This window comes from Serratia sp. CY71090 (assembly GCF_052166845.1).
Lineage (GTDB): Bacteria > Pseudomonadota > Gammaproteobacteria > Enterobacterales > Enterobacteriaceae > Serratia > Serratia nematodiphila.
In genome coordinates this window covers 236,160-250,004 of record NZ_JBJNOA010000007.1, presented here as the reverse complement: position 1 = coordinate 250,004, position 13,845 = coordinate 236,160, and the positions used below count along the sequence as shown (strand labels likewise).

11 protein-coding genes are annotated in these 13,845 nt (G+C 60.9%); 6 read left to right on the top strand and 5 right to left on the bottom strand.

All coding sequences use genetic code 11. The features are described from left to right. Positions 1-21: 21 nt before the first annotated feature. Entirely contained in the window at positions 22-1,485 is a 1,464-nt protein-coding gene (locus tag ACJ8OK_RS15235) for a serralysin family metalloprotease (protein ID WP_016929476.1), read from the bottom strand. A 683-nt stretch (positions 1,486-2,168) separates the two neighbouring features. Between ACJ8OK_RS15235 and ACJ8OK_RS15230 the strand changes: the two genes are divergently transcribed. Next, on the top strand, positions 2,169-4,487 hold the full coding sequence (locus ACJ8OK_RS15230; protein WP_338910712.1) for a zinc/cadmium/mercury/lead-transporting ATPase: 2,319 nt from the start codon (positions 2,169-2,171) through the stop codon (positions 4,485-4,487). A gap of 80 nt (positions 4,488-4,567) precedes the next feature. Here ACJ8OK_RS15230 and tusA read toward each other — a convergent pair whose 3' ends face one another. Next, positions 4,568-4,813: a sulfurtransferase TusA gene (gene tusA / locus ACJ8OK_RS15225; protein ID WP_004934314.1), complete on the bottom strand. Its 246-nt coding sequence runs from the start codon at positions 4,811-4,813 to the stop codon at positions 4,568-4,570. Between the two features lie 220 nt (positions 4,814-5,033). Here tusA and ACJ8OK_RS15220 point away from each other — a divergent pair, with 220 nt between their 5' ends. The 3 genes from ACJ8OK_RS15220 to ACJ8OK_RS15210 all read left to right on the top strand — a co-directional run bounded on the left by ACJ8OK_RS15220 (position 5,034) and on the right by ACJ8OK_RS15210 (position 6,813). After that, on the top strand, positions 5,034-5,693 hold the full coding sequence (locus ACJ8OK_RS15220) for a 7-cyano-7-deazaguanine/7-aminomethyl-7-deazaguanine transporter (RefSeq protein ID WP_004934310.1): 660 nt from the start codon (positions 5,034-5,036) through the stop codon (positions 5,691-5,693). Positions 5,694-5,734: 41 nt separating this feature from the next. Continuing rightward, on the top strand, positions 5,735-6,169 hold the full coding sequence (locus ACJ8OK_RS15215; RefSeq protein WP_033631500.1) for a GNAT family N-acetyltransferase: 435 nt from the start codon (positions 5,735-5,737) through the stop codon (positions 6,167-6,169). A gap of 80 nt (positions 6,170-6,249) precedes the next feature. After that, the gene (locus ACJ8OK_RS15210) at positions 6,250-6,813 is read left to right on the top strand and encodes a DcrB family lipoprotein (RefSeq protein WP_004934304.1); all 564 of its coding nucleotides are present in this window, start codon (positions 6,250-6,252) and stop codon (positions 6,811-6,813) included. A gap of 34 nt (positions 6,814-6,847) precedes the next feature. Here ACJ8OK_RS15210 and glpC read toward each other — a convergent pair whose 3' ends face one another. From glpC to glpA, 3 genes are read right to left on the bottom strand one after another with little or no spacing between them, the layout of a single operon-like run. Then, positions 6,848-8,047, bottom strand: coding sequence for an anaerobic glycerol-3-phosphate dehydrogenase subunit GlpC (glpC, locus tag ACJ8OK_RS15205; protein WP_016929482.1), 1,200 nt, complete (start codon positions 8,045-8,047; stop codon positions 6,848-6,850). Beyond that, positions 8,044-9,312, bottom strand: a complete 1,269-nt coding sequence (gene glpB, locus ACJ8OK_RS15200) for a glycerol-3-phosphate dehydrogenase subunit GlpB (protein WP_060558171.1) — start codon at positions 9,310-9,312, stop codon at positions 8,044-8,046. The genes glpC and glpB overlap by 4 nt, the downstream gene beginning before the upstream one ends. Beyond that, the gene (gene glpA, locus ACJ8OK_RS15195) at positions 9,302-10,951 is read right to left on the bottom strand and encodes an anaerobic glycerol-3-phosphate dehydrogenase subunit A (RefSeq protein WP_033631498.1); all 1,650 of its coding nucleotides are present in this window, start codon (positions 10,949-10,951) and stop codon (positions 9,302-9,304) included. Before glpA ends, glpB begins: the two co-directional genes overlap by 11 nt. Before the next feature lie 364 nt (positions 10,952-11,315). On the opposite strand from glpA, the gene glpT reads away from it, so the two are divergent. Both glpT and glpQ read left to right on the top strand, forming a co-directional pair. Then, entirely contained in the window at positions 11,316-12,668 is a 1,353-nt protein-coding gene (gene glpT, locus ACJ8OK_RS15190; RefSeq protein ID WP_015376273.1) for a glycerol-3-phosphate transporter, read from the top strand. A gap of 82 nt (positions 12,669-12,750) precedes the next feature. Then, the gene (gene glpQ / locus ACJ8OK_RS15185) at positions 12,751-13,830 is read left to right on the top strand and encodes a glycerophosphodiester phosphodiesterase (protein ID WP_004934292.1); all 1,080 of its coding nucleotides are present in this window, start codon (positions 12,751-12,753) and stop codon (positions 13,828-13,830) included. Positions 13,831-13,845 lie beyond the last annotated feature (15 nt).

Here is a 13,845-nt window from a genome sequence, read left to right as displayed (position 1 = left end):
GCCGGGCGTTCCGTTGCTGTGTTACACGATAAAGTCCGTGGCGACGTCTACCTGGCCGACGATTTTCACCAGGAAGTCCGGCGCCTGATGCCCGCCGATGTTCACCGACAAATCGGTCACGTTGCTGGACGCGTTGTAGCTCAGCAGCGCCTCACCGGCCGTGCCGCTGAAGTGATCGACGAAGTGAATGAAATCGCTGCTCTGCGCTTCTTTATTGAAGAACGACAGGTCGATCTTGTCGATCCCTTTCTGGAAGTCGCGGATCCAGTCGGAAGCACCCGGTGCGGAATCGCTGGCGGCAGAGAACACAAAGATGTCTTTGCCGGCACCGCCCCACAGTTCATCCGCCCCGCCGCCGCCGAACAGCACGTCGTTACCCGCGCCGCCTTTCAGCACGTTGTTGGCCGCGTTGCCGACGATCACGTCGTTGCCGGAACCGCCAATGGCGTTCTCAATGGTCACACCGGCGGCGATCGAGACGTTGCCCTTCAGGCCGCCCACGTCGGAGAACGATTTCTCATTCAGGTTGATGCGCTGGTTAGCGGTATAACCGGAGAAATCGAAGGTATCGTTGCCACCCGCATCCCAGGCCGCAAAGATCACTTTCTGCGAATTGCTGGTGGTGCTGAGGAAGTCACGACCGGTATTGGAGTTAAAGCCGTACACGGTGTCGCCGGTGCGGGTCGACAGGTTCGCGCCATACAGATGCTGAATGGCGGCAATGTCATCCAGCAGCGGAGCTGCGGCGTAATGACCGCCGTTATCGCCACCGGTGTTGGTTTCGCTCCAGTAGCTCATCAGGCTGAACTGGCGGGTGTCTTCCGCATAGGTAACGTCGCGATAGGTCGGGTTGCCTTCACCGGCGTTGTAATCGCCCGGATGGCTCAGACCCAGAGCATGGCCAATCTCATGGGTGAACGTCTGGCGGCCGTAGTCTTCGGTCGCCGGATGCTTCACGTTGGATTGGTTGACGTTGTACCAGGTCTGGCCGCCCAAATCCTGGCCCTGCCAAATGGTGTTCGGCAGGAAGGCGTAGGCCTGGGTACCATAATCATAGTGGCCGGGACGATCCTGGCTGTAATTGCCGAAGGTGATATTGGCCTTTTGACCGGCCGCCACTTCGGTGAAGGTGATATTGGCGACGTCGGCCCAGGACTGCAGCGACAGCTTAGCCTGCTGCTGCTGTTCCGCGCTGAACTTGCTCAGCCCGGTATCGCCGGCGACGTTGGTGGAAGAGAACTTATAGTCCGGGAAGGAGAAGGTTAATTTGACCGGCTGGCCAAATACCTTGTAACCGTTCCAGGTTTGGTTCTCGCGGGTAATAAACAGCCCAGCTTGCTCGTTAGAAAATGAATCCTTGCCATTAATCTGAATCCCGTTACCCCGCTCATGATAATGCAGCAGGTCATCTACAGCATCGTAGCCGGTTGTCGCGGCCGCAAGGCTGGATTCAGTAATTTCAATTGCCTTTTTAGTAGATTGCATTGGTTCGATTCCACTCATTACCTGATTGATACCAATCAGACAGATAGACATAACCTCCCCGTAAGCCACGGTTAATGAACCTTAAGCTTGCTGGAAGGGGCTTATGCGCCGTTACCGGCAGTGTGTTAGGTAGAATTAATGCATATATATCAGCAAATAAGATCACCATTAAAAATGGTAATCGATTCCAATTATAGGCAGGGTCGCAAAACTGCACATAAAATAATCAACTATTTATTATCGCAACGAAAGTTTGTTATGCTGCTTTTTAGGCTTATTTACAAAACAAATGAAACTTGGTGAGGATAAGTTGGCACCAAACTTCAATAGCAATGCGGCCTGCAGACTCAAGCGAATCATGCTGGCTTTACTCAGGGGAAAAGGTAAATTTTGCTAAAGCGTTATAGATTAATAACTCTTTATTATTAGGTCAGGCGATTTTTTAGTTTCTATAGGAATATTATTTTCTTATTTAAACTAACGGTGGCGAGCCTTTTCGCCCCAAGAGGGGATAAGAAAAGCCGATAGATTAAAATCCGCATTATTCATTATTGAATGAATACCCCCTTCTCTACGCTTGAACGCCGTTAGCAATAATTCTCATCCGGCGCTTGACTCTGGAGTGGACTCCAGGGTGTAGAGTCAGTTGAGCAAACCCGTTTAACAGCCCGAAGGGGGACGTTATGCACAATCAGCAAAACCATAATCATCAGGAACATCACCACGCCGAAGGCGGATGCGGCTGCAACCACAGCCACAGCAAAACTCAGCACGGCTGCAGCAGCGAACCGAAAAACGCCGCCGCACAGGCCGAACACGCCCACCATCATCACGATCATGGCGATAGCGGCTGCTGCACCGCCGCACCCGACGATCCGGACGAGGAAAGCGACAGGCTGGCCGCCGCTCCCCCTTCCGGCAGCCAACGTTTCAGCTGGAAAGTCACCGGCATGGACTGCCCCAGCTGCGCCAAGAAAATCGAAAATGCCGTCACCGCACTCCCCGGCGTCGACAGCGCGCGCGTGTTGTTCGCCACCGAGAAACTGGTGGTCGACGCGCAGTCCGACCTCAGCCTGCGGATCCAGGACGCGGTCGCCCAGGCCGGCTTTACCCTGCTCGGCGCTCAGACCGCCAAAGCCGCCGCGCCCAAAACCTCACGCTTCGGCGAATTCGCGCCGCTGCTGCTGTTAACCACCCTGATGGTCATCAGTTGGGTGCTGGATCGGGTTAACCCGGAGCTGGGCCGCATCGCCTTTATCGCCACCACGCTGGTCGGGTTGGCGCCGGTCGCCGCCAAGGCGCTGCGTTTGATTCGTTCCGGCACGCCGTTTGCCATCGAAACGCTGATGAGCGTGGCGGCCATCGGCGCGCTGTTCATCGGCGCCACCGCCGAAGCGGCGATGGTGCTGCTGCTGTTTATGGTCGGCGAACTGCTGGAATCCTACGCCGCCAACCGCGCACGGCGCGGGGTGAAGGCGCTGATGGAGCTGGTGCCGGAAGATGCGCTGCTACTGCAAGGCACGGAACGCAAACGCGTGCCGGTCGCCAGCCTGCGCCCCGGCGACGTGATTGAAATCGCGCCCGGTGGGCGCCTGCCGGCCGACGCCGAGCTGCTCAATCCGTTCGCCAGCTTCGATGAAAGCGCCCTGACCGGCGAATCGGTGCCGGTCGAGCGCCAACAGGGGGAGAAAGTGGCCGCCGGCAGCCTGTCCGTCGATCAGGCGGCGCAGATGAAGGTGATCTCCGAGCCCGGCAAAAACGCCATCGACCGCATCCTGCAGCTGATTGAAGAGGCCGAAGAGCGCCGCGCGCCGATCGAACGCTTCCTCGATCGCTTCAGCCGCTATTACACACCGGCCATTATGCTGCTGGCCGTCGCGGTGATCCTGGTGCCACCGCTGCTGTTCTCGCAGCCGTGGGATACCTGGATCTATCGCGGCCTGACGCTGCTGCTGATCGGCTGTCCATGTGCGCTGGTGATCTCAACGCCGGCGGCCATCACATCCGGGCTGGCGGCCGCCACGCGGCGCGGCGCGCTGATTAAAGGCGGCGCGGCGCTGGAGCAACTGGGCCAGATTCAAACCATCGCCTTCGATAAGACCGGCACCCTGACCGAAGGCAAGCCGACGGTCACCGACGTGCTGCCTATCGGTGTGCTGACCGAACAACGGCTGTTGCAGCTTGCCGCCGCGGTGGAAGCCGGTTCACATCACCCGCTGGCGCAGGCGATCATCAACCGCGCCGCCGCAAGCGGGGCTGAGTTGCCGCTGGCGCAGGCGCGCCGCGCGCTGGCCGGCGTCGGCGTGGAAGGGATCGTGGACGGCAAGACCGTGCTGATCAGCGCGCCGGGCAAGCTGGCGCCGGGCCTGCTCGCCACCCCATGGCAGAGCCAGGTAGACAAGCTGGAAAACGCCGGTAAAACGGCGGTGGTGGTGCTGGAAGACGGCGCGCCCATCGGCTTGCTGGCGCTGCGCGATACGCTGCGCGGCGACGCCAAGCAGGCGATAGCCGAACTGAACGCGCTGGGCATTCGCGGCGTGATGCTGACCGGCGACAACCCGCGCGCCGCCGCCGCGATCGCCGGCGAGCTGGGCCTCGACTATCGCGCCGGTCTGCTGCCGGAAGATAAGGTCAGCGCGGTCACCGAACTGAGCGAACTGCGCCCGACGGCGATGATCGGCGACGGCATCAACGACGCCCCGGCGATGAAAGCCTCCAACATCGGCATCGCCATGGGCAGCGGCACCGACGTGGCGCTGGAAACCGCCGACGCCGCCCTGACCCACAACCGGCTGGTGGGCGTCGCGGAGATGATCCGCATCTCACGCGCCACCCACGCCAATATCCGGCAAAACATCACCATCGCGCTGGGGTTGAAGGGGGTCTTCCTGATCACCAGCCTGCTGGGGCTGACCGGTTTGTGGCTGGCGGTACTGGCTGACTCCGGCGCCACCGCGCTGGTCACCGCCAACGCGCTGCGGCTATTGAGAAAGCGCAGCTAAGCTCTGAAACAAACACGGGCGCGGCATACCGCGCCCGTTGTCATTTGGGGGAGGGAACTTTTAACTCGGCCGCGCCGCCGTTAGACGCCTTTACGTAACAGATAACGGTATGGCACCTGTTCGGTCTCCTGCGCCACCAGCGTGTGCTCCATAAAGCGGCAGAACCCCGGGATATCGCGGGTGGTGGCCGGATCGTCGGCGATAATCAGCAGCGTTTCGCCGTTGTCCATATGGCGCACGGTTTTACGCACCATCATCACCGGTTCCGGACAGCGCAGCCCCAGCGCGTCGAGCGTCTGGTCTGCCTGGGCAAATAAGTCAGTCATGCAATTTTTCTCGTTCAAAAACGATCGGCGAACGCTCGCCGCATCTCATTAGCGCCTAGTTTACGCCGGTAGTTTTTCTGCGCAAGATGCGTTAACGTTTGCGTTAAATTTAACCATTGCATTGGTTGCGCAAACGCGTATCATGCCGCCGCGCAGCGTTTTTTGCTGTTTTGACAAGACACACTGGGTTCCCTCACCCCACTGCTAAAAAGGCTACAACATGTATTCGTTTACCGCACAGCAGCGCTTTACCGCGTTGGTCTGGCTTTCGCTGTTTCATATCGCCATCATTACCTCCAGCAACTACCTGGTGCAGCTGCCGATCACCGTTTTCGGCTTCCATACCACCTGGGGCGCCTTTACCTTCCCGTTTATCTTCCTGGCGACCGATCTGACCGTGCGCATCTTCGGCGCGCCGCTGGCGCGGCGCATCATCCTGGCGGTGATGGTGCCGGCGCTGTTCATCTCTTATGTGATCTCCACCGTCACCTATCAGGGAGAATGGCAGGGCTTTGCGGCGCTGAACAGTTTTAACCTGTTCGTGGCGCGCATCGCCGTCGCCAGCTTTATGGCCTATGTGCTCGGGCAGATCCTCGACGTACACGTCTTCAACCGCCTGCGTCAACGCAGCGCCTGGTGGGTGGCGCCGGCGGCGGCGATGTTCCTCGGCAACATCAGCGATACGCTGGCGTTCTTCTTCATCGCCTTTTATAAGAGCAGCGATCCCTTCATGGCCAACAACTGGGTGGAGATCGCGCTGGTGGATTACAGCTTCAAGGTGATGATCTGCCTGCTGTTCTTCCTGCCGATGTACGGCGTGTTGCTGAACATGCTGCTCAAACGCATCGCGGCGCGCAGCGGCGGCCTGCAGCCGGGCTGAGTCGTGTTATTCTGGGCGGCCCTATCCTTTGGAGGCCGCTCATGACCCCAATCGTCCGCACCGCCACGCTTGAAGACATCCACCGCCTTTACCAACGCATCCCCGAATTCGGCGGCCTGCATAGCCTGGCCGATCTGCAGCGGCGCATCGGCACCGCCCCCGCCAGCCTGTTGATCGCCGAGATAGCCGGGCAACCGGCCGGTTTCAAACTCGGTTATCAACGGCAGGAAACGGTGTTTTACAGCTGGCTGGGCGGCGTGCTGCCGGCATTTCGTCGCCACGGCGTGGCGCAGGCCTTGTTGGCTGAACAGGAACGCTGGGCGCGGGCGCAGGGCTATCGCCAACTGACGATCAAAACCCGTAACCGGTTCCGCGCCATGCTGACGATGCTGATCGCCCACCACTATCAGATTGTTCAGCTGGAAAAGAAAGGCGAAGTGGCTGATTATCGGCTATTACTGGAAAAAAACTTGTGACAACATCTGCCTTGCATTTCAACCTGGAATAGGTTGCGATACGACAGTGAATCCCTACCGGAAAGGAAGAAGGAAGCCCGATGCGTAAAGTAGCGAAATTGATGGGTATCAGCCTGCTGGCGCTTGGCCTCGCGGCCTGCGACGGCGAAACCAAAGACACCAAGGCGGCAACGGACGGCACGGCGGCCAGCGCGCCGGCCGGGCAACAGGTGAGCCTGCTGGACGGTAAACTGGCGTTCACCCTGCCGGTCGGCATGGCGGATCAGAGCGGCAAGCTGGGCAACCAGGCTAACAACATGCATGTTTACGCAGACAGCACCGGCCAGCGCGCGGTGATTGTGATCCTGGGTGACAAGACCGCCGACAGCCTGGAGACCCTGGCCAAGCGCCTGGAGAATACCCAACGCGCGCGTGACGCCAACCTGCAGGTGATCACCAACAAAGCGCTCGACGTCAACGGTGTGCCGCTGCGTCAGCTGGACAGCATCATCACCAGCGGCGGCGAGAAAGCCTATTCTTCCGTCCTGATCGGCTCGCTGAACAACAACATGCTGACAATTCAGGTAACGCTGCCGGCGGACAATCAGCAGCAGGCGCAGACCGAAGCCGAAGGCATCATCTCCACCCTGAAGCTGAAGCAGTAATCCCACAAAGGGCCGGCTTGCCGGCCCTTTCGTTTTATGCCAGCGCCTGCGCCAGCAGGGTGATCGGATGTTCGCAGCGTTTGCTGGTGGACATTTCTATCTGCCATTTGCAGGTCTCGCAGTCGGTCACCACCAGATCCACCCCGCTCTCTTCTATCTGCCGGAACAGCGGCGCGCCGATGCCCTGCGACGTGGCGTAGTTCTCCGATTTGAACCCGTAGGTGCCGGCGATGCCGCAGCACTGCGAATCCAGCACCACCAGCTCCAGCCCCGGTATCTGCCGCAGCAGCTCCAGAGTGTAGGCGGTCCAGCCCATCTTCTCCATATGGCAAGGCGTGTGATAAGCCACCCGCAGCGGCGTGCGTTTCAGCGGCAGGCTGCGCCCCTGATTGATCAGACGATAGAGATAGCGCGTCGCCAGCTCCACCCGATCGCGCACCGGGGTGGTGTCTACGTCCAGCAGATGAGGGTATTCGTCACGCAGGGTGAAGGTGCAGCTCGACGAAGTGGCCACCACCGGAATGCCGCGCTCCAGCACCGTTTCATGCAGCGATTCGGCATTGACCCTGGCCTGCTTTTTGGCCTGCTCGATAAACCCGTTGGCGATCAGCGGCACGCCGCAGCATTTCTCGCGCTTCAGCAGCTGCACGCCGATATCCAGCGCATTGAACACCCGGATCAAATCCTTGCCCAGCTGCGGGTGGTTATAGTTGACGAAGCAGCCGTGGAAGAACGCCACCTGCTCGGCGTAACGCTGCTGCGCCTGCGCCTGTTGCCGGTACCAGCGGCGGAAGGTGCCGAAGGAATATTTCGGCAGTTCACGACGGTGATCGATCTTCAGCGCCTTGTCCAGCAGCTTGCGCACCGGTTTCAGCCCGGTGGCGGCGTTGACGATCGGCGCGAACGGCGTCGACAGCGATCCCATGATATCGGTGTGGCTGAGGATGGCGTCACGCAGCGTCGGCTTGCTCTGGGCAAAGTCGGCGCGGGCGCGCTGAATGATGTCGCCGATTTTGACGTCGGACGGGCAGGCCACTTCACAACGCTTGCAGTTGGTGCAATATTTCAACGCCTCGTCGTACAGCGCCGGGTCTTTCAGCCGCAGCCGCTCGCCGTCTGGCCCCGCCTGTTTCGGCCCCGGGTAGAGCGGGTTCACTTTGGCGACCGGGCAGTAGGTGGTGCAGACGGTGCATTTGATGCAGCTTTCAAAGCTGTGATCCTGATGCAGACTCATGCGTTCTCCTCCGCGGCGATCTGCTGCGCAACGTGCAGCGCACCGATCAATGACACGCCGGCGCCGCAGCCCTGCTGCAGCGGATCGTAGCCGCCGGCGACCGCACCGATGGCATACAGATTGTCGAACGGCATTCCCTGCTTCATCGCCCGCAGTCTGCCGTCGGTACGCACGCCAAACTGCAGATAAGGCTGTGGCGCGAACAGCTCGCGCCGGCTCCAGTCGGCGCGATCGGCGCGGCTGTGCACGTCCAGCCCGAAGATCGGCTCACGCACTTCATCGAAATCCGCTACCAGCCCATTGCTGAAGAAGCTGCCGCTGGCCAGCACCACCTGCTGCGCCCGCAGCGGAATATCGCCGTGGTTGCGGGTGTACAAACCGGTGACGCGGCCGGCTTCGCTCTCGGCGCGCAGCACGCTGTCGCCCGGCATGAAAACGCCGCCCAGCTGCTGGAAACGCCGCCGCAGCGCCTGATGCAAGCGCATGCCGGGCACCGAAGGCGGCAGCGTCGGCAGCAGCCGGATCGGCTTACCGACCGCATCCTGCAGCACCGCCAGCGACGCGTCGTCCTCCAGGCCCAGACAGGCCGGCAGGAAGAGCGCCTCGGCCTCGCCCGCCAGCCGCCGCAGCTCTTCGGCCATCGGCGGCAGGCTTTCCATCAAATCCAGTACCCGGGCAATGTTCACCGCACGGAACTCGCTGGGGTTATTGCGCAATCTGTCCAGCGCCGGCATGTGCAGATAGGCCACATCCGCCTCTACGCCGAGCTCGCGGCTCAGAGAGTCGGCGGCCATCTGCGGTTGGAAGTCGAGGAACCCTTCGATGCCGATCACCGCAATGCGCCGCCAGGGCAGTTGGCCGGTCAGCGGCAGCGTCGGGATCGCCTGCGGGCTGAGCCAGGTAGCGCGGCGCGTGCCGAGCGGCGTAATGCGCAGATGGTTGTTCACCCCCTCGCCCTGCAGATTCAGCCCGCAGCGTTCCAGCAGCCGCTGCGCGGCGGCGGACAGCGCCGCCACCCGGCCGGGGCCAATCAGAGAATACGGATGCTCCGGCGCCTGTTGCGCCAGCTGCGGCAGCGCCGCCAGCGGCATCTCGACCGGCGTGCCGTCCGGCAATCTCGCCAGCAGATCGAGCGAGCCGGAGGAGAAGTAGAGCGCGCTCTGGCCGGAACTGACCACCGCACAGCGTTTGCCCTGTTCGGCCACGGCAATGGCGCAGCTCAAGCCCGCCAGGCCGCCGCCAATCACCACTACGTCAAATCGCATCATCCGCCTCCTGCTCTTTGTCTGCCTGGGCCTCAAGCCCGCATAACCCTTGGTAAACCCAACTGGTGAATTCGCTCTCGCGCAGCGCATCGCCCCAGGCGATCGGCCGCACGCCTTTCCAGCGTTCGTTGAGGAACTGCGACAGCTGCGCGATGGATTGCTGCGGCGTGCTGACCTTGAAGCGCGTCAGCAGCCCGGCGGCGCGGCAGGCGCAGAGTTCACCCTGGCAGGTGCCCATGCCGACGCGGGTGCGGCGGCGCAGATCCACCAGGTTATTGACGGTCAGCGAATTGACCGCATAGCGCACTTCCCCGGCGGTCACCGCCTCGCACTCGCACACCAGGCTGGTGTCGAGCCGATCGGCCGCCGGCACCTGGCTGGCGCGATCGCCGTGCCGGTAAATCGCCGAGCCGCGAATGCTGGCGGGCAGAGAAACCACGCTGCGCACCGTTTCCTCCGCCGACTGACGGGATCCGGGCAACGCGTCCTGCGCGGTGGTGCACGGGCGGTTTACCCCGAGCTTTTCGCACACCTTGTCGGTGGCCCACTCCGCCATCAGGCGGTAGGTCATCAGCTTGCCGCCGGTGATGGTGATAAACCCTTCCAGCCCGTCGCGGGCGGCGTGATCGAGCAGCACGATGCCGCGGCTGACGTTGCGCCCGCTGGGATCGTCGTCGCTGGCCACCAGCGGCCGCACCCCGGCATAGGCGCGCAGAATGCGGGTCTGCGCCAGGGTGGGCGCCAGCAGCGCCCCCTCGCGGATCAGAATGTCCACCTCCTGCGGCGTCACCAGCATGTTATCGATTTGGTCGTAGTCGATATGGGTCGAGGTGGTGCCGATCAGCGAGATGGTGTCGCCCGGCACCAGGATGTCGGCGTCCGCCGGTTTGCGGCAACGGTTGATCACCATGTTGTTGATGCGGTGACCGAGGATCAGCAGCGCTCCCTTGGCCGGGAACATGCGGATACGCAAATCGGCGTATTCGGCGATCTGCTGGCCCCAGATGCCGGCGGCGTTGACCACCACCGGCGCGTGCAGCTCATAGCGCCGCTGATTCTGATGGTCGTAAACGCGCACGCCCGTCACCCGGTCGCCGCTGCGCAACAATCCGACCACCTGGTGGTAAGTCAGGATCTGCGCGCCGTGCTCGCGCGCATCCAGCATGTTGGCGGCGGTCAGCCGGAAAGGATCGACGGTGCCGTCCGGCACCCGCACCGCGCCAATCAGCGCCGGATTAGCCGCCGGCTCCAGCCGCAGCGCCAGCTGCGGGTCGATCGCTTCGGCGTCGATGTCGGCCTGGCGACAGGCGGCGATAAACTGTTGCTGATACTCCAGCGAGTCCTGCGGCAGGGTGATGAACAGCCCATCGGTGCGCTCGATACAGTGATGCGCGATGCGTTTCAGGATGCGGTTCTCTTCGATGCACTCGCGCGCCGACTCGCCGTCGGTCACCGCATAGCGCGCGCCGCTGTGCAGCAAGCCGTGGTTGCGGCCGGTGGCGCCGGTGGCGATGTCGTGACGCTCCAGCAAAATGCAGCGCAAGCCGCGCCGCGCACAATCGCGGGCAATGCCTGCGCCGGTGGCGCCGCCGCCGATGATGATCACATCCGTTTCGCCGCCGTCAAAATAGCTGCTCATGTCGCTCCCTCAGGATCGGTAGTTATGAGCCTATTGAGCCACGGTTATTAGGGTCTTTGTTTGATAAGGAACAAGAACGAACATAAAACGAAATAAAAATGTCCACAAAAAACCATCAATGTGATCATAATCACGATTTTTGGACGTTTTTCTATTTCATAACGTTAACGAATCGCTCAAAATCCGCCGTGGTTTCATGAAAGTGTAACAATTGCGCCATTCGTCACAGCGACACCAGGCGTATTTGTCGACAATGGCGCTCGTTATGGAACACAAAAACACCACATTCGATATCCGCTCAATCATCAAATGAACGTAAAAGGTCATATTGATGTGATAACAGATAAAGCCATCGGAGGCGCTCATGTTGAGTATTTTTAAGCCGGCCGCACACATCGCCCGTGTGCCGAGCGATAAGGTAGACCCGCTCTACCGTAAGCTGCGCTGGCAAATTTTCCTGGGGATCTTCTTCGGTTACGCCGCTTACTATCTGGTGCGTAAGAACTTCACCCTGGCCATGCCTTACCTGATCGAACAAGGCTTCAGCCGCGGCGACCTCGGCTTCGCGCTGTCGGGCATCTCCATCGCCTACGGTTTCTCCAAATTCATCATGGGTTCGGTCTCCGACCGTTCCAACCCGCGAGTGTTCCTGCCTGCCGGCCTGATCCTGGCGGCAGCGGTGATGTTGTTCATGGGCTTCGTGCCGTGGGCCACCTCCAGCATCGCGGTGATGTTCGTTCTGCTGTTCCTGTGCGGCTGGTTCCAGGGCATGGGTTGGCCGCCGTGCGGCCGCACCATGGTGCACTGGTGGTCGCAGAAAGAACGCGGCGGCATCGTCTCCATCTGGAACTGCGCCCACAACGTGGGTGGCGGCCTGCCGCCGCTGCTGTTCCTGCTGGGCATGGCCTGGTTCAACGACTGGCACGCGGCGCTGTACATGCCGGCCTTCGGCGCCATCCTGGTGGCCCTGATCGCCTTCGCCCTGATGCGCGATACCCCGCAATCCTGCGGCCTGCCGCCGATTGAAGAGTACAAAAACGACTATCCGGACGACTACAGCGAAAAAGACGAAGAAGAGCTGACCGCCAAGCAGATCTTCATGCAGTACATCCTGCCGAACAAGCTGCTGTGGTACATCGCGGTCGCCAACGTGTTCGTCTACCTGCTGCGTTACGGCATTCTGGACTGGTCGCCGACCTACCTGAAAGAAGTGAAGCACTTCGCGCTGGACAAGTCTTCCTGGGCCTACTTCCTGTATGAATACGCCGGTATCCCGGGCACTCTGCTGTGCGGCTGGATGTCGGACAAAGTGTTCAAAGGCAACCGCGGCGCCACCGGCGTGTTCTTCATGACGCTGGTGACCATCGCCACCGTGGTGTTCTGGATGAACCCGGCCGGTAACCCGACCGTGGACATGATCTGTATGCTGGTCATCGGCTTCCTGATCTACGGCCCGGTGATGCTGATCGGCCTGCACGCGCTGGAGCTGGCGCCGAAGAAAGCCGCCGGCACCGCCGCGGGCTTCACCGGCCTGTTCGGCTACCTGGGCGGCTCGGTCGCGGCCAGCGCCATCGTCGGTTACACCGTGGATTTCTTCGGTTGGGACGGCGGCTTCATGGTGATGATCGGCGGCAGCATCGCAGCGGTCATCCTGCTGCTGCTGACCATGCTGAACGAGAAGAAACACCACGCGGAAATCGCCGCCAAGCGCGGTTAAGCGTCACACGACTTTTGCATGATTTAAAGGCCGCCCTGCGGCCTTTTTACTACCCTGCCCCCAACAACACGGAGAAAACGGAATGCGGACTCAAGTCAAAGCCCTGCTGACAGGGATCATTCTCGCCACCTCGATGGTCAGCGCCGCGCAGGCGGCGGACAAAGTGGTCATCGCCCACCGCGGCGCCAGCGGCTACCTGCCGGAACACACCCTGCCGGCGAAGGCGATGGCCTACGCGCAGGGCGCCGATTATCTCGAACAAGATCTGGTGATGACCAAGGACAACGAGCTGGTGGTGCTGCACGACCATTACCTCGATCGCGTCACCGACGTCGCCGAACGCTTCCCGGACCGCGCGCGTAAAGACGGCCGTTATTACGCCATCGACTTTACGCTGGCGGAGATCAAATCGCTGAAGTTCACCGAAGGCTTTGAAATCGAAAACGGCAAGAAGGTACAGGGCTACCCTGGCCGCTTCCCGATGGGCAAATCCGACTTCCGCGTGCACACCTTCCAGGAAGAGATCGAGTTCGTGCAGGGTCTGAACCATTCGACCGGCAAGAACATCGGCATCTACCCTGAAATCAAGGCGCCTTGGTTCCACAAACAGGAAGGCAAAGACATCTCCAGCAAAGTGCTGGCGGTGCTCAAGCAGTACGGCTACACCGGCAAGAACGACAACGTCTACCTGCAGTGCTTCGACGCCAACGAGCTCAAGCGCATCAAGAACGAGCTGGAGCCGAAGCTGGGCATGGATCTGAAGCTGGTGCAGCTGATCGCCTATAACGACTGGCAGGAAACCTACGAGCAGAAAGCCGACGGCAAGTGGGTGGAATACGACTACGACTGGATGTTCAAACCGGGCGCGATGAAGAAAATCGCTCAGTATGCCGACGGCATCGGGCCGGACTACCACATGCTGGTGGTGGCGGAAAAATCCAAGCCGGGCCACATCGTGCTGACCGACATGGTGAAAGAAGCGCACGCCAGCAAGCTGGCGGTGCATCCGTTCACCATCCGCGCCGATGCGCTGCCGAAGTACGTGACCGACGTGAACCAGCTGTATGATGTGATTTACAACCAGGCCGGCGTCGACGGCGTGTTCACCGACTTCCCGGACAAGGGCGTGCAGTTCCTGCAGAAGCAGGGCCAGCACAAGTAATGCCAAGGGCGCCGC